A 15,749-nucleotide genomic window follows, 5' to 3' on the forward strand; every position below is an offset into this window, starting at 1 on the left:
CCTTTCGCCCGCTGGCGCCCGGCGTGCTATGGCAAAGCCGCCTCCGATGGAGAGACCGCAAGTGACGCAAGACCGCAACCGCCTCGGGGAGGAGACGAGCCCCTATCTCCTCCAGCACAAGGACAATCCCGTCCATTGGCGCGCGTGGTCGGCCGAGACGCTGGCGCTCGCCAAGGCGCAGGGCAAGCCCATTCTGCTCTCCAGCGGCTACGCCGCCTGCCATTGGTGCCATGTGATGGCGGCCGAGAGCTTCGAGAGCGACGCGATCGCCGCGCTGATGAACGAGAATTTCGTCAATGTGAAGGTCGATCGCGAGGAGCGGCCGGACATAGACCATCTCTATCAGCAGGCGCTGCAGCTCACCGGGCGGCGCGGCGGCTGGCCTTTGACCATGTTTCTGACGCCGGACGGCGAGCCCTTTTGGGGCGGCACCTATTTCCCGCCGGAGCCGCGCTATGGAATGCCCGGCTTCGCCGATATTCTGAAGGCCATTTCCGAGCTCTGGCGCGAGAATCCCGCAGTGGTCACGCGCAATGTGGCGGCGATCGGCGAAGGGCTGAGCCGCCTCGCCGAAACCGCGCCCGCGGATCCGATCTCGCCCGATCTCGTCGAGACGATCGCCGAAAAGCTGGACGGCTATATCGATCGCGCCAATGGCGGCGTCGGCGGCGCGCCGAAATTTCCGCAGGCGGCGAGCCTCGAATTTCTTTGGCGCGCATGGAAGCGCATGGGCCGCGCCTCTTATCGCGAGGCCGTGCTGACGACGCTCGATCATATTTGCCAGGGCGGCATTTACGATCATCTCGCCGGAGGCTTCGCGCGCTATTCGACCGATGAGCGCTGGCTCGTCCCGCATTTCGAGAAAATGCTCTATGACAACGCCCAGCTCGTCGATCTGCTGACGCTCGTCTGGCAAGACGAGAAGACGCCGCTCTACGCCGCGCGCATAGAGGAGACGATCGACTGGGCGCTGCGCGAGATGCGGCTCGCGGAAGGCGTCTTCGCCAGCAGCCTCGACGCCGACAGCGAGCATGAGGAAGGCAAATTCTATGTCTGGACCGCGGCCGAGGTCGACGCCATTCTCGGCGCGCGCGCTGCGGCCTTTCGCGCCGTCTACGACATAGAGGAGGACGGCAATTGGGAAGGCAAATCCATTCCCAATCGCCTACGTTCGATGGAACTGCTGTCGGCGGAAGAAGAAGCCGCGCTCGCGCTGGATCGCGCGAAGCTTTTGGCGGCGCGCGCGGCGCGCGTGCGGCCGGGCCGCGACGACAAGGCGCTCGCCGATTGGAACGGGCTGATGATCGCCGCAATAGCCAGCGCCGCGCAAGTCTTCGGGCGGCGCGACTGGCTGGAGGCGGCGACGGCGGCCTTCGATTTCATCGCCGCGAAAATGACCACCGCCGGTGGAAGGCTGCTGCACTCCTATGGCGCCGGCCGCGCGAAACATATGGCCGTGCTGGACGATTACGCCGATCTCACGCGCGCCGCTCTGGCGCTCCATGAGGCGACCGGCGAAGCGCGCTTCCTCGAGCGCGGAGGCGATTGGATCGAGATCGTCGAGACGCATTATCGCGATGCGAACGCCGGCGGCTATTTCTTCACCGCCGACGACGCGGAAGCGCTGATCCGCCGCTCGAAAATCGCCGAGGACGCCCCCTTGCCCTCCGGCAATGGGACGATGACGCAAATTCTCGCGCAGCTCTATCATCTCACCGGCGACGAGCGCTATCGCGCCCGCGCCGACTCCACGCTCGCGGCTTTCGCCAGCGCCGTGCGACGCGGAATGCTCGGCTATTCCACGCTGCTGAACGGCGCCGAGACTTTGCGCGACGGATTGCAGATCGTCGTCATCGGCGCGCGCGACGCGCCGGACACGGCCGCGCTGCTGCGCGTGGTTCATGGCGTGAGCCTGCCGGGCCGCACGCTCGCCATTGTCGCGCCGGGCGCCGAGCTGCCGCCGGCGCATCCCGCCGCCGGCAAGACAATGATCAACGGAAGCGCGGCCGCCTATGTCTGCCGCGGCGCGACCTGCTCATTGCCGATCGTCGAGGCGACGGAGCTCGAGAAAGCGCTTCGTTAGGGCGTCTTCCACGCCAGCGCCGCCGCATAGCCCGGCGGCGCCTCGAGACGCGCGATGCGAAGATCGCCCCAATCCGCCTCGGCGTGGCGCAGCTCGTAGAGATCGCCCTGCCCCGGCCATATGGAGAAGGCCTGCAGCTTCTCCGTTATGCCGATGCCGAGCGCTTTCAGCGCCGCCTCCTTGGCCACCCAGCGCTCGAAAAAACCAGCGGCGTCGATCCCTTCGCGCTCCTCTCGCGTCAAGGCGATGGAGGAGAGACCCGCGACGTCCACCTTGCGATCGGCGCGTTCTATGTCGACGCCGACCTCCCAATGACGCGAGACGGCGATAAGCGCGCACGCGCCGGAATGCGAGACATTGAAGAAGAGGCCCGCGCCCGCGAGCCCGAGCTTGCCGTAAGCCCCGGAGTCGAAGCGCAGCGCCGCCGGATCGACGCCCAGCTTCTCGCCGATGAGACGCCGCAATGCGGCGCGCGTCGAGATCATGCGCAGCCGATCCTCATGCCGCAGAAAGCGCAGCGCCCGCGCGCGCTCTTCCGCGCTCAGCGCGTCCCAATCGGCCTCGGACCAAGGCGCGGCGAGATCGAAATCGAGACGCGTGATCTCGATGCGCCCTTCGCTCACCGCGGGAGCCCAAGAATGCGCCATTGCATGCGCCATTGCATGCGCTGATGGATGCTTCACGCGCCCTCCCTATCGCTGCGCCTCCGCCGCCGGCGCGGCGAGCGTCTCGATCGCTCTCTCGAAAGCCGAAGCGCTCGCGCTGCGCAATGGACAATAGGGAATGCCATGGCTCTCGCACAAGCTCTTCACCGCGCCGACAGCGCGATGGCTGACGCAATCGACGGGAAAGAACACGGCGTCGGCGCGCCGCACCAGCTCGCTCAGCATGGCGCGACTGTCTTCCATGCCGCCGTCATGATGGATGAGCGAGCCATTGCGCCGCTCAACGAGACGCTGCAGCCGGCATACCGTGCGCGGCCGGCCGCCGACATAGAGCAGGCAGCGGCCGCACAGATCCGTTTCGCTCTCGCGCGGCTCGTCGGCGACGGGCGCCGCCGCAACGGCGATTTCGGAAACAATCGGCGCCGGGGCGCGCGTCTCCTTCGCCTTCATCCGCTCAAGGCGGCGCTCGAGCCGCGCATAATCCTCGCGCAATTCGGCATGTGAAAGACGGAGCGCCGTGAGCGCGCGCAATGTCTCGTCGCCGCGCTCCGCCGCGCGCAAAGCGTCGACCTCGCGGCGCAGGCTCTCGCATTCGCTGGCGAGCGTGCGCGCCTCGCGAAGCTGCGCGCCGAGCCGAACGATCTCGTCGCGCAGCACGGCCAGCTCGTCATTGCGCTCGGCGATGACGCTGGCGAGCCGGCGCGCGATCTCCGCCTTCGCGCGTCGCGCTTCGGCCGCCTCGCGGGCGTCGCCGCGATGCGCGGCGCCGCTCAAATGCGACATCATGTGAATATCGCCGAAAATGCGCGTCTCGACGCCGGGCGTGAGGCGCGGATGGCCGATCAGCGCCCAATAGGCGCCGGGAACGAAGCCAGCGTCGATCGCGCTCTCCCAATAGGCGAGCAGCGCCTCCTCGCCGTCGAGCGCCTTGGCCTTACGAATGGCGCCTTCATAGCGCGTGTCGAGATGCTTCTGCACGGCGCGCGAGACGACATTCTCGTCATGCATCTTCTCGACGAAGAGGCCATGCACCTGATAATCATTGTAGCGCGCTTCGTCGCCGAGAAAGCCGGTGCGCCGCGCGATCTTGCGCAATTCCGCGATCGTCAGGCATGTGCCGACGATCGAGCAATGCGACGCGCCGATGATCTCCCATATGCGGCGACGCGCGCCCGCCTCCCGCCGCGCGGCGGGCGCGAGCTCGAAGCCCTCGCTCGCCATGGCCGATTTCAGCACGCTCAATGAAACGAGAGGCCGCCGCTCGCTCATGGCGTCGCCTCCACCGCCGCATCGTCACGCGCATTGGTCTGCGCGAGCACGGCGTCGAACCCCTCGAACTCGGGATGGCCGACATAGAGCGGCTTGTTCTTGCCGGCGTCCTTGTGCGAATCGCGGAACTGCTGCGACGTCGTCCAAGCGAGGAAGCTCGCCTTGGTCTCCCACATCGTATGCGAGGCGTAGAGCGTGTGATCCTCGCGCTCCGGCCCGCGCAGCAGATGGAAGGAAATGAATCCCTCCATCTCCTCGAGGCGCGTGCGGCGCGAGGCCCAAATCTGCTCGAACGCTTTTTCTTCGCCCTTGACCACTTTGAATCGATTCATCGCGATGAACATGCCGAGCTCCGTTTCGTCGGCCGCGCGCCGGCGGCCGGAATTGGAGGCCATCGTCGCCCGGCGCCGCGTCGCGATCAAGCCCCGTCTCGGCCGAGGAGGCTGCAAGACTTCCAAAATCCTACTCTGCAAGCTTTCCAGCCGCAGCTCCACGATATCGCCAGAAACGCCGCCATCATCGGCGCGGCGAAAGCGAAAGGAGAAGGCCATGTGCGATATTGAAAGCGAGCGCGGCAGGATCGACGCGCTGCTCGAGGCGGCGGCGCGCGCCGCGCCTGCAGGCGTGCGAGAGGACGAGCGCGCGCTCGCGCGATTTTGTCTCACCGCGCTCGGCGAGCATTACGCCACCGAATGCCCCGACGAATGCCTGCGGCGACGCTGCGACGATTTCGCAGCGCGAATCATGCGCGGCGATGTGATCGCTCAGGAGAACGCCTGAGCGATATCGGCGACGAGATCCTCTGGATGCTCTATGCCGATCGACATGCGCACCAGCGCCGGCGTGATGCCGATCTCGCGTCGCGCCTCCTCCGCCAATCCAGAATGAACAGTGGTCGCCGGATGGCAAACGAGCGACTCCGTGCCGCCGAGGCTCACCGCCAATTTGAAAATCTGCAGCCTGTTCAAAAAGGCGAAAGCTTCCCTTTCGCCGCCGTCCACATCGAAGGAGAAGGTGGAGCCCGCGGAGGTCGATTGACGCTGCATCAGCGCGCGCGCCGGATGATCCGGCGGCAGCAGCGGCGGATAATGCACGCGCGCGACCTTCGGATGCGCGGAGAGATATTCGGCGACGATCGCCGCATTGCCGGCGGCGGCGCGTATGCGCAGCGACAATGTCTCGAGAGAGCGCGCCAGCATCCAGCAGGAATGCGGATCGAGTTGCGTGCCTATGGCGTTGCGCATCGTGCGGATCGGCGCCAGCGCCGCATGCGCGCCGATGACGGCGCCGCCGATGAGATCGCTGTGGCCGCCGACATATTTGGTCAGCGAATAGAGCGAGAGATCGGCGCCATGCTCGAGCGGCGATTGGAACACGGGCCCGAGCAATGTGTTGTCGCAGCACAGAATCGGACGCCGTCCCTGACGCGCGCCGATCTCTTGCGCGATGCGCGCCACAATGGCGATATCGACGAGGCTGTTCATCGGATTGGACGGCGTCTCGACGAAGATCATGGCGACATTGCCCGACGCCATCGCGCGCTCGGCGGCGGCGCGCATGACGCTCTCGTCGAGCCCGTCGGCGAAACCGACGCTTTTTATATCGAATGGCGCGAGCGTGCGGCCGATCAGCACTTCGGTTCCGCCATAGAGCGGACGGCTGTGCAAGATCACGTCGCCCGGCTTCGCATAGGCGAGGATCGTCGTGACGATCGCCGACATGCCGGATGAGAAGACGAGCCCCGCCTCCGCATTCTCATGCACGGCGAGTCGGTCCTCGAGGATCTCGAGATTTGGATGATTGAAGCGCGAATAGACGAGCCCCGGCGCCTCGTTGCGCGCATGCGCGCCGCGGCCGGCGATATGGTCGAAATAATCGCGTCCATCCTCCGCCGTGCGGAATGCGAATGTCGATGTGAGAAACACCGGAGGCTTCACCGATCCTTCGGAGAGAGCGGGATCATAGCCATAGCCGAGCATCAGCGTCTCTGCGTGGAGACGATGATCGCCGATGCGGATCTTGTGATAGCGTTCGCTGCTCATGATCTCTCTCCTGTCGTCGACTCGGCGCGGAAGATCGGTTGCGATTCCGTATATGAAATCCAGCGCGCGCGCATTCTTCGATCATCTCCACACAAATGAATACGTAGCTTTTTTCGCTAAGGTCGCATGCACGTCACAGTCACAGAAAATCGATGAAATGTCACGTCGTTGCGGTTCACCGTCGTTGACCGAATCTCAACGAGCGACTTAGCATTTCAATAGCCGCATTACCCACGGCGAGCGGACAGCGACAGCGCGCGGCCCATGCGGTGACAAACTTTGTTGAAAAAGGATTCCTCGATGAAGAAGTTATTCTCAGCCACCGCGATTGCACTGGCTCTATCCGCTGGAGCGGCGCTGGCCGCGGACCTGCCCGCCGTCAAGGCTCCGCTGCCGCCTCCGCTGCCGCCGCCGCCCCTGTGGACCGGATTCTACGTCGGTCTGAACGCCGGCTATTCGTTCGGCGCGAGCAACAACATCGATGTCACGACCGCCCACATCTACGACTCGCTCGGACCGAATGGCTTTCTCGCTCCGATCGTGATCGATCCTCGCGCCGGCGGCGCCGGCCTCGCTTTGAGCGGGACCGCCAACACGCAGCGCAACGGATTCATCGGAGGTGGCCAGGTCGGCTACAATTATCAATTCGGCAACAGCTTCCTGGTCGGTCTCGAAGCCGATTTGCAAGGAGCCGGCATCCGTAGCGATAGCAGCTTCGTCAGCGGCTCGTCGTGGAACGCCTTCAACATCGGACCCGGCATTCTCAGACTGGACCGCTCCGCCGCCGGCGCCACCACGGTGACGACGCGCACGGATTGGCTCGGCACTGTGCGCGGCCGTTTGGGCTACATCTGGGGACCGTCTTTCCTGATCTACGCCACCGGCGGTCTCGCCTATGGCGGAACGCAGGCGGCGACGCATCAGTCCTTCTATTTGAACAACACGCTGTCCGTTCTCCCTCCGCTCCTTTCGGTCAGCGTTCCCTACGGCTCGATCGGCGGTTTCTCGCGCTACGATCAATCGCGCATCGGCTGGACGGTCGGCGGCGGCATCGAGTGGCTGTTCGCTCCGAACCTGAGCTTCAAGGCCGAATATCTCTACTACGATCTCGGCACGGCGCGTTACCTCAACAGCCCGATTGCAGCGACCGGCCCGTCGGTCAGCTTCCTCGGCATCACCTCGCCGCTGCTCACCTCGATCAACCAGGGCATCACGCGCGTGAAATTCGACGGACACATCGCGCGCGTCGGCATCAACTATCACTTCATCTCGGCGCCGCCGGTTCCGGTCGTCGCCAGATACTGATCCGATCTTCTCTCTTCGAGATCGCGACAGCCCGGCCTCATGGCCGGGCTTTTCGTTTTTCAGCGTGGATATTTCGGAGCGGTTCGCGCTAGAAGACGAGCGACGCAACGAAAGCTCCGCCGCAAATGATCTCCGCCGCTCCCGCCTGGGCCTGGGCCGCATTCACTCTCACCGCCGCGGGCGGACAGACTTTGCGCAACGCTCTGCAGCGCGATCTCACCGACAAGCTCGGCGCCGCATGCGCGACCTTCGTGCGCTTTCTCTTCGGCTGTCCTTTCGCCTTTCTCATTCTCGCCGGCGCCTGCGCCATCGCCGATGTTCCGCCGCCGGCGCCACGAGCGCATGCCGTGCTCGTCATCGCAGCGGCGGCCGCGCTGCAGATCGCGGCGACGGCGTTGATGCTCGTCTCGATGAAGGAGCGCTCCTTCGTCATTGTGACGGCGCTGCTGAAGACGGAAGCGGCGCAGCTCGTCGTCTTCGGAATGCTGTTTCTCGGCGAGACGGCGACCCCATCGCTCGCGCTCGGCGCGCTCGGCGCGACATTAGGCGTGCTCGCTCTGTCGCTGCCCGATCCTGCGGCGGCGTTGCGCGGCGCGACCTGGCGGCCAATTCTCTACGGACTCGCCTCGGCGGCGCTGTTCGGCGGCTCGACGGTTCTCTATCGCGAGGGCGTGCTGGCGCTCGGCGGCCCGTCCATCATGGTCGCGGCCGCGACCGAGCTGGTTCTCGGGCTCGTCTTGCAAACGGCGCTGATCTTGCTCTATCTGGGCGTCTTCGACCGCGGGGGCCTTTTCGCCATCGTCGCCCAGTGGCGGGAATCGCTGTCGGCGGGACTGCTCGGCGCTTTTGCGACGCTGTTCTGGTTCCTGGCTTTCGCTCTCGAGACCGCGCCGCGGGTGCGCACGCTGGCGCTGATCGAAGTCTTGTTCGCGCAATTGGTCACGCGCCGCATGTTCGCGCAGAGGACCGGAGCGCGGGAATGGCTCGGCCTGGCGATGCTGATCGCCGGAGTCGCGGCCGTGTTGAACGGCGGATAGCGGCCGATTCGGCCCGCATCCCCTTAGAATTGCGAGATCAGACATGGCGTCCCAGATCGACGGCCCCCGAATTCAGCCCAAGGCCGGCAAGGCCAAGCAGCTCGTCGTCTTCCTCCACGGCTATGGCGCGGACGGCAATGATCTCATCGAGATCGGCCGGCAATGGCGGTCCTTCCTGCCGGACGCCGCCTTCGTCTCCCCCCATGCGCCGGAGCGTTGCGCGCTCTCGCCCAATGGGCGGCAATGGTTTCCGCTGACCATGCGCGATCCTGGCGAGCGCTGGCGCGGCGTGGTGGCGACGCGGCCGCTGCTGGAGAGCTTCCTCGCCGAGGAGCTGGCCAAGAACGAGCTGGACGAGAGCAAGCTCGCTCTGGTCGGCTTCAGCCAGGGGACGATGCTGGCGCTGCATGTGGGCCTGCGGCTGCGCCGGGCCCCGGCCGCCATTCTCGGCTATTCGGGCGTGCTGGTGGCGGGCGGCGAGCCGCCGGATATCCCCCCGCAATTCGGAGCCAAGCCGCCGGCGGTGCTGCTCGTCCATGGCGAGGAGGATTCGATGATCCCGGCCGATGCGCTGCTGCTCTCGGCCAACGCGCTGGCCAAGGCGGAGGTTCCGACGCAATGGCATCTGTCCGCCGGGCTCGACCATGGCATAGACAATGCCGGTCTGTTGCATGGCGGCCTGTTTTTGGCCAGGAGCTTCGGCCTGCCGGTCGAGTTCGGCCGTCGAGGCGGCGGCGCCCCGCGCTGAGCCTTTCTCAGAGCGCCGGGGCGTCGCGTCCGGCGCCGGCGCCCACCGGGGCCAGCACCTCGTCCAGCGGCGGCAGGGCGCGGCGCACGGCGCGGCGCAGGCCCGCCGGGCGATAGAGCTGCTTGGTCGCCTCAACGATATGAACCCCGCCGCCGGGCAGCGAGAAGCGCCCGGCGATTCGCTCGAAGGCGGGAGCCGAGCGCAGCAGCGAGGCGCGGGCGAAGGGCGGCACATAGAGCGCCTCGCCCCAGAAGACCGGCAGCAGCAGCGTCTCCTGCAAAAGGCTCTGCAGCTGGCCGCGCGAATAGGGATGGCCATGGCCGAAGGGCGTCGTATCCACCCGCGCCCACAGGCCCGAGCGGCTGGGCACGACGACGATCACCCGGCCGCCCGGCGCGAGAATGCGCCAAATCTCCTCCAATATGTCGCGCGGCGATTCGCCGACCTCGAGCGCATGGACGACGAGAACGCGGTCGATGCTGGCGTCCGGCAGCGGCATCATCGTCGTCTCGACCAGCGCCGAGGCCGAGCGTCCGCCATTGGGCCAATGGACGACGCCCTGGGCGGCCGGCATGAAGGCGAGCACGCGCTGCGCCCGCTCCTGAAAATCGACGAGATAGGGCGTGGCGTAGCCGACGCCGAGCACGCGCAGCCCGGAGTGATCCTCCCAGCGGGTCCGCGCCATGCGCCCGAGGAGGCGCAACGCCACCTGACCGAGCGGCGAGGCGTAAAAATTCCGCAAGTCGACGACGTCGAGCGACATATCTGCTATTTCGCATTTATCCAAGGCGCGACGCAAGCGCGAGAAACGGTCGCGGCCGCGTCGCCCCGCCGATCCTATGCGTTTCGACAGGAGCAGCGCAATGAGCGTCGAGGTCGTTCAATTCATTTGCCTCGCCGATAATTTCGGCCTGCTGCTGCGGGACGAGGCGACCGGCGCCGTCGCCTCCATCGATGCGCCCGACGCGCGCGCCATAGCGGCGGAATTGTCGCGGCGCGGCTGGACGCTCACCGACATTCTCATCACCCATCACCACGCCGACCATATTCAGGGCGTGGCGGGGCTGAAGGCGCTGTTTCCAAAGGCTCGCGCCGTCGGCCCGCGCAAGGATCGCGCCCGCATCCCCGGCCTCGATCTCGAGGTCGGCGAAGGAGATTTGGTGACGGTCGGCGCGGCGACGGCGCGGGTGATAGAGGCGCCGGGCCATACGACTGGACATATTCTCTATCATTTCGAGGCGGAGGAGATTCTCTTCGTCGGCGACGTGCTGTTCTCCTTGGGCTGCGGCCGCGTCTTCGAGACGCCGATGGACGTCATGCACGCCTCACTGGAGAAGATCGCCGAATTGCCGCCGGAGACGCGCGTCTATTGCGGCCATGAATATACGCAGGCCAATGCGCGATTCGCGCGCAGCGTCGATCCCGACAATCTCCTGCTCGCCGAGCGCGCTCGCGAGGTCGACGCGCTGCGCGCCGCCGGCGAGGCCACGCTGCCGACGACCATCGCTCTCGAGCTCGCCACAAATCCCTTCCTGCGCGCCGAGGACCCGGATCTGCGGCGCGCGATCGGCATGGAGACCGCCGATTCGGTCCAGGTCTTCACGCAGATCCGCGAAAGGAAGAACGTCTTCCGATGACGATGGACACGAGCCTTTCGGCCGCCGATATCGCGCGGCTGCTCTCCCTCGCGCCGCATCCCGAAGGCGGCTTCTATCGCGAGACCTTTCGCGATTCCCGCGCGGTCGCGGACGGCCGCGCCGCCTCCACGGCGATCTATTATCTGCTCGGCGCCGGCGAGGTCTCCGCCTGGCATCGCGTCGACGCCGCCGAGATTTGGCATTATTACGCCGGCGCGCCGCTCGCCCTCGACATTTCCGCGAATGGCGCGACGAGCGCGCGGCATATTCTCGGCGCGCGCGTGAGCGATGGCGAGCAGCCGCAGATCGTCGTGCCGGCGGATCATTGGCAGAGCGCGCGCAGCCTCGGCGCCTGGACGCTTGTCGGCTGCACGGTCGCGCCGGGCTTCGAGTTCTCCCGCTTCGAGCTGGCCTCCGCGGATTTTTCTCCATCGCGCGAAGACAGCGCGGAATAGGCCGAATCGCCCCGATTTCGGACCATGAATGATCGAAAACGGGCGATACGGGCGCGCGGGCCTTCGCCGCCCGTCGCACGCCCGCGGCGCGGCGGCGGAGCGCTAAACGACCCGTTTACTTTTGGCCCCCAATACTTCGCCGCATCCGTATTCGTTCGATCAGGCCCAACCGATGCAATTGCGCCATCTCGCCGATAAGGCGGTTTCCACGGGATTGCAGGAGCCGGCCTCCTCCCCCGCAGCAGCGCCGATCCAGACGACGGAGCCGCGCCAGCCCGCGGGGCCGGATGCGCTCGACATTTTCGCCTCGATCGGCATGCTCGCCTATGAGTGGGACATTGTGACCGATCGGCTCGGCTGGGGCGACAATCTCGCCGAAGTGCTGCCGGGCTTCGCCGATGTCGATCTCTCGAGCGGGCGCGCCTATGGCGAGCGGCTCGGCGCGCAGAGCGCGACCTCGCGCTTCGACGCCATCGTCACCGCCACCGGCAGCGACGACGGCAATGGCGTGCTCTTCAACGCCATCTATGCGCTGGCGCCGCCGCGCGAAACCGGCGGCGGCCCGCTGGTGTGGATCGAGGATTGCGGCAAATGGTTCGCCGGCCGCGACGGCCGCCCATGCCGCGCCCATGGCGTCGTGCGCGTCATCACCGAGCGCCACGAGATGGAGCGCCGGATGACCCGCAGCGCGCAATTCGACGCACTCACCGGCGCGATGAGCCGCGCGCTTCTGGCGGAACATTCGCTGCGCCTGCTCGGACAGCCCGAGAAGACGCGCAAGCCTTTCGCCATTCTGCTCGTCGCGCTGGAGAATCTCTTCGCGCTCAATCGCACCTACGGCTATGACGCCGGCGACGAGATCATCGTCGGCCTCGCCTCGCGGCTGCGGAGCAATGTGCGCGTCAATGATCTCGTCGCGCGCTACGCCGGCAATAAATTCGCCGTGCTGCTGGAGAATTGCGACGTCGAGCAGGCCAAATCGACGGGCCAGCGGCTCATCGAGGTGATCGCCCAAACGCCTTTCACGACCGAGATCGGCTCCATCTCCGTGTCGGCGCGCATCGGCGCCGTCGTCGCGCCGCGCGACGGGAGATCGCCGGCCGTGCTGTTCCAGCACGCCGAGGAGGCGCTGGACGCGGCACGTCAGCGCAATGCGCAGAGGCTCGTCTGCTACGCCACCTCGCTGGCCCGCGACAATGGGCGGCTGCATGCGCTGCAGATTTCCGACAGCGTCGTTTCCGCCCTCAACGAGCGCCGCGTCGAGCTGGCCTTTCAGCCCATCGTGCAAGCGCAGACCGGCCAAACGGCCTTTTACGAGGCGCTTTTGCGCGTGCGGCTGGCCGATGGCTCCATCGTCGTGCCCGGCGACATTCTGCCCATCGCCGAGAAGTCGGGCCTGGTGCGCCTTCTGGATCAGCGCGTTCTGGAGCTGGCGCTCGCGCAGCTGCGCGCCGATCCGTCGCTGCGCATCTCGGTCAACGCCTCCGTCGCCACGCTCCACGATCCCGAATGGCCGGAGTGGCTCGCCAACGCCACGCGCGTCTATGCGGGAGTCGCCGATCGCCTCACCATAGAGATCACCGAGACGACGCTGATCGACGATTTCGACAAGACGCGGCAGCTCATCACCGACTGCAAGCGCCAGGGCATAAAATTCGCCATGGATGATTTCGGCGCCGGACACACATCCTTCCGCAATCTGCGCCTGCTCGACTTCGACTTCGTCAAGATCGACGGCGTCTTCGTCCAGAACATCATCAAATCGCAGGATGATCGCTTCTTCGTGCGCACGCTCACCGATCTCGCGCGGCATCTCGGCTTGAAGATCGTCGCGGAATGGGTGGAGGACGAGGAGACGGCGCAGCTGCTGCAAGGCTGGGGCGTCGATTATTTCCAGGGCTCGCTATACGGCTCGGCGGTGATGGTCGCGGCGCCGGGCGAGTCGCAGCCTCTCGCGCGGCTCGCCTGAAGCCGCGCGCCTCTCGCGGCGCGCGTCGACGAGAGACGGCGCGCTCAGCCGCCCTTTGTCGACAATTGATCGATGCGCTTGTTCAGCTCGTCGAGCTGGCGCTTCATCTCGTCGAGATCGGAGCGCGGCGGCTCGGCGGCTGTGGCCGCGGCCTCCGCAGGGGCGGCGGGCGGCTCGGTCGGCAGGCCGAAGGGATTGAACATGGTCAGCGCGTGGCGGAACACCGCCATATTCTTGCGCGCCTGCTCCTCGAGCGACTGAAAAGCCTGCCGCGTCGGCTCGCCGAAAGGCGCGCCTTCCAGCGCCTGCGACACCTGATCGCGGAACTTCTGCTGATCGCGCGTCAGCCGGTCGATGCTGAACTCGAGATAGCTCGGCACCAGCATCTGCATCGAATCGCCATAGAAGCGGATGAGCTGGCGCAGAAAGGCGATCGGCAGCAGACTCTGGCCGTCCTTGCCCTCCTGCTCGAAGATGATCTGCGTCAGCACGGGGCGGGTGATGTCCTCCCCCGTCTTGGCGTCGCAGACGACGAAATCCTCGCCGCGCTTGACCATGGCCGCGAGATCCTCGAGCGTGACATAAGTGCTCGTGCCCGTGTCATAGAGACGCCGATTGGCGTATTTCTTGATCGTCGTCGGCTTTTTTTCGGTGGCCATGTTCCGCCCGCCGCCTCCGTCATCCTGGCGCGCCGCCACGCTCTTCTCGGCTCCGGCGGGCTGAGCGCCGGCTCCCTTCTCATATTTCGGCGTGCGTAGCAAAATTTCCTCGCTTCTCGTCCGGCGACGCGCTGAGCGATCGCAGCTTCTTTCCGAACGATAGCCGCAACCGCACGCATCCCGCAATGAATTCGTCGCGAAAAGGTTTTTTCCTCCTGCAAAGGTCGAATTCGGGGCGCGGTAGCCTCTCGATAAGAGCCGCGGCCTCGGCTATATTGCGAGAGACCATTCGACGAAGCCCATTGGAGGACGACATGCCGATCACCAAGCTGCTGCTCGCGGCGGCCGCGGCGCTCCTCGTCGGGGCCTGCAACACCACGAGCCTGGCCGAGCAGCGCGCCGCCGATGAAATCCGCTGCCGAGACTATGGCTTCAGGCCGGGGAGCGACGGTTTCTCGAAATGCCTGATGCAGGTCGACCTCGACCGCTCGGCCGACCGGCGCGCCGCCCGCTACGACTATCCCTATTATGGCTATGGGCCGCGCGGCGGCTATTGGGGCCGGGGCTGGTGGTGATGGCGGAAATCTGACGAAAACAGGGTGCTTTCGCGATTTTTCGCCGCAGCGCGGCATGCGGTTTCCCGCAGCGCAGCAATCGGCTATGAGGAAGGCGCCGCTGCAGCGGCCCGCCGAGAGCCCGAGCGCTTGAGACGGGCTCGCCCATATGCGAAACAGCGCGCCGAGACGGCGCGCGCGGCGGCCGATTCGCCGATCGGCGCTCCGCCAGAGACGGGCGCCGTCGGACGCCAGCGGGAGCGAGACAGGCCGGAAACGGAATTGGGCTCATGTTGTTCAACATAGAAGCCGACCGTAGCGACCAGATCGTCGGCTATGTCGTTCCAGACGATTACACGGCCTCGCCGACGCTTCGCATAACGCAGAACGGCATTCAGATCGCGGAGCTGACCTGCCGCGAGGGGCGGCCGTCGCTGGTGGCCGCCGGCCGCCACGCCACCGGCCTCTGCGGCTTCACGGTCGACAGCTCTATCGTTCCCGACCTCGCCTCGAATCAGGGCCTCGAGATTCGCGAGGCCGAATCCGGCATATTGATCTACCGTCGGCGCAATGGCGCGGAAGTGACGCAGCGCCGCGTCTTTCGGCTGGAGACGCATCTCTTCCCGCTGTGGCGGCTGGACGAGAAGGTCGAGCACAGATTTCAGTTCTTCCACAAGGGCGTGGAGCGGCATGGCCGCGAGACCGCGATGCAGGTCTTCATGCTGGAGAACGTCAGCTCGCTCTATGTCAGCGGCCGCCTGACCTTCGCCAGCTATTCCGGCCAGCTGCAAGACAAGTTCAATTCCATCATATTGATGCACGATCCCTATCTCGAGCTCGCCGAGCGACTGCTGACGCTCAAGCATGTCTCGCGCTTCGGCGAGGAGCTGCTGGGGCCGCGCGACATGCTCACCTATCAGCGGGCGATCGAGTTCGCGCAGCAGATCGAGCCGGACGGCTCCGGCCTGCGGCGCGCTTTCGATTCGATGCCGCGCGACGTCATCGGCGCGCTCGCCAATCCGCTGACGCGGCAGCTCGCCTCCGAGGCGCTGGACGAGCCGCCGCCCAAGAACGCCGTAGCCAAGGCGCTCGCCGCTCTCGCCAGCTTTTCCGTGGTCGGGCTGCGCGAGAGTCAGGACCGTTTTCTCGAGGAGGTGGAGGCCCTGCTCGACATAGAGCCCGGCGTTCTGCCGACGCTGCCGCATTTCGCGGCGGTGGGCGAGCTGGCGCGGGAGCTGCGCCGGCTGCCGGAGGTCGATCTGCTGCTGGAGCAGGACCTCGAAGTCTACCAAACCGCCAAAGCGGCGATCGAGGAGGCCTTTTGAC

The 15,749-nt window shown here is 66.1% G+C and carries 16 protein-coding genes; 10 read left to right on the plus strand and 6 right to left on the minus strand.

Annotation, left to right across the window (positions count from 1 at the left end; translation table 11 throughout):
• Positions 1-28 precede the first annotated feature (28 nt).
• Positions 29-2,083: a thioredoxin domain-containing protein gene (locus METLW4_RS0110475; RefSeq protein ID WP_018266159.1), complete on the plus strand. Its 2,055-nt coding sequence runs from the start codon at positions 29-31 to the stop codon at positions 2,081-2,083.
• Here METLW4_RS0110475 and METLW4_RS0110480 read toward each other — a convergent pair.
• The 3 genes from METLW4_RS0110480 to METLW4_RS0110490 are packed head-to-tail and all read right to left on the minus strand — an operon-like array spanning position 2,080 to position 4,361.
• Positions 2,080-2,730 carry a 4'-phosphopantetheinyl transferase family protein gene (locus METLW4_RS0110480; RefSeq protein WP_026191416.1) on the minus strand — a complete coding sequence of 217 codons (651 nt, stop codon included), beginning with the start codon at positions 2,728-2,730 and terminating at the stop codon, positions 2,080-2,082. The genes METLW4_RS0110475 and METLW4_RS0110480 overlap by 4 nt on opposite strands.
• Before the next feature lie 45 nt (positions 2,731-2,775).
• Positions 2,776-4,017, minus strand: a complete 1,242-nt coding sequence (locus METLW4_RS0110485; RefSeq protein ID WP_018266161.1) for a DUF2325 domain-containing protein — start codon at positions 4,015-4,017, stop codon at positions 2,776-2,778.
• Positions 4,014-4,361, minus strand: coding sequence for an antibiotic biosynthesis monooxygenase family protein (locus METLW4_RS0110490; protein WP_026191417.1), 348 nt, complete (start codon positions 4,359-4,361; stop codon positions 4,014-4,016). The genes METLW4_RS0110485 and METLW4_RS0110490 overlap by 4 nt, the downstream gene beginning before the upstream one ends.
• Positions 4,362-4,566: 205 nt before the next feature.
• On the opposite strand from METLW4_RS0110490, the gene METLW4_RS0110495 reads away from it, so the two are divergent.
• Positions 4,567-4,797 (plus strand): hypothetical protein, encoded by a 231-nt coding sequence (locus METLW4_RS0110495; RefSeq protein ID WP_018266163.1) that lies wholly within the window; start codon positions 4,567-4,569, stop codon positions 4,795-4,797.
• Here METLW4_RS0110495 and METLW4_RS0110500 read toward each other — a convergent pair.
• Complete coding sequence (locus METLW4_RS0110500) at positions 4,782-6,059, minus strand: cystathionine gamma-synthase family protein (protein ID WP_018266164.1); 1,278 nt, start codon at positions 6,057-6,059, stop codon at positions 4,782-4,784. The two genes, METLW4_RS0110495 and METLW4_RS0110500, sit on opposite strands and share 16 nt — an antisense overlap.
• 300 nt (positions 6,060-6,359) lie before the next feature.
• Here METLW4_RS0110500 and METLW4_RS0110505 point away from each other — a divergent pair, with 300 nt between their 5' ends.
• The 3 genes from METLW4_RS0110505 (at position 6,360) to METLW4_RS0110515 (ending at position 9,149) form a co-directional block, all read left to right on the plus strand.
• A complete protein-coding gene (locus tag METLW4_RS0110505; RefSeq protein WP_026191418.1) occupies positions 6,360-7,364 on the plus strand; it encodes an outer membrane protein in 1,005 nt (334 codons plus the stop codon).
• Positions 7,365-7,489: 125 nt separating this feature from the next.
• On the plus strand, positions 7,490-8,401 hold the full coding sequence (locus METLW4_RS0110510; protein ID WP_018266166.1) for an EamA family transporter: 912 nt from the start codon (positions 7,490-7,492) through the stop codon (positions 8,399-8,401).
• A 43-nt stretch (positions 8,402-8,444) separates the two neighbouring features.
• Complete coding sequence (locus METLW4_RS0110515) at positions 8,445-9,149, plus strand: alpha/beta hydrolase (RefSeq protein ID WP_018266167.1); 705 nt, start codon at positions 8,445-8,447, stop codon at positions 9,147-9,149.
• Positions 9,150-9,156: 7 nt separating this feature from the next.
• Here the strand turns inward: METLW4_RS0110515 and METLW4_RS0110520 are convergent, their stop codons facing one another.
• Entirely contained in the window at positions 9,157-9,912 is a 756-nt protein-coding gene (locus METLW4_RS0110520; protein WP_018266168.1) for a class I SAM-dependent methyltransferase, read from the minus strand.
• Positions 9,913-10,012: 100 nt separating this feature from the next.
• Here METLW4_RS0110520 and gloB point away from each other — a divergent pair, with 100 nt between their 5' ends.
• The 3 genes from gloB (at position 10,013) to METLW4_RS0110535 (ending at position 13,210) form a co-directional block, all read left to right on the plus strand.
• Positions 10,013-10,786 (plus strand): hydroxyacylglutathione hydrolase, encoded by a 774-nt coding sequence (gene gloB, locus METLW4_RS0110525; protein ID WP_018266169.1) that lies wholly within the window; start codon positions 10,013-10,015, stop codon positions 10,784-10,786.
• A 2-nt stretch (positions 10,787-10,788) separates the two neighbouring features.
• Positions 10,789-11,241, plus strand: a complete 453-nt coding sequence (locus METLW4_RS0110530) for a cupin domain-containing protein (RefSeq protein WP_026191419.1) — start codon at positions 10,789-10,791, stop codon at positions 11,239-11,241.
• Positions 11,242-11,413: 172 nt separating this feature from the next.
• Positions 11,414-13,210 (plus strand): putative bifunctional diguanylate cyclase/phosphodiesterase, encoded by a 1,797-nt coding sequence (locus METLW4_RS0110535; protein ID WP_018266171.1) that lies wholly within the window; start codon positions 11,414-11,416, stop codon positions 13,208-13,210.
• Positions 13,211-13,254: 44 nt separating this feature from the next.
• Here the strand turns inward: METLW4_RS0110535 and phaR are convergent, their stop codons facing one another.
• Entirely contained in the window at positions 13,255-13,869 is a 615-nt protein-coding gene (phaR, locus tag METLW4_RS0110540; RefSeq protein ID WP_026191420.1) for a polyhydroxyalkanoate synthesis repressor PhaR, read from the minus strand.
• Between the two features lie 314 nt (positions 13,870-14,183).
• On the opposite strand from phaR, the gene METLW4_RS0110545 reads away from it, so the two are divergent.
• On the plus strand, positions 14,184-14,444 hold the full coding sequence (locus METLW4_RS0110545; RefSeq protein WP_043332595.1) for a hypothetical protein: 261 nt from the start codon (positions 14,184-14,186) through the stop codon (positions 14,442-14,444).
• Positions 14,445-14,713: 269 nt separating this feature from the next.
• Positions 14,714-15,748, plus strand: a complete 1,035-nt coding sequence (locus METLW4_RS0110550) for a hypothetical protein (RefSeq protein WP_018266174.1) — start codon at positions 14,714-14,716, stop codon at positions 15,746-15,748.
• Position 15,749: the final 1 nt, after the last annotated feature.

It is taken from the genome of Methylosinus sp. LW4 (assembly GCF_000379125.1).
In the GTDB taxonomy this organism is placed as follows: Bacteria; Pseudomonadota; Alphaproteobacteria; order Rhizobiales; family Beijerinckiaceae; genus Methylosinus.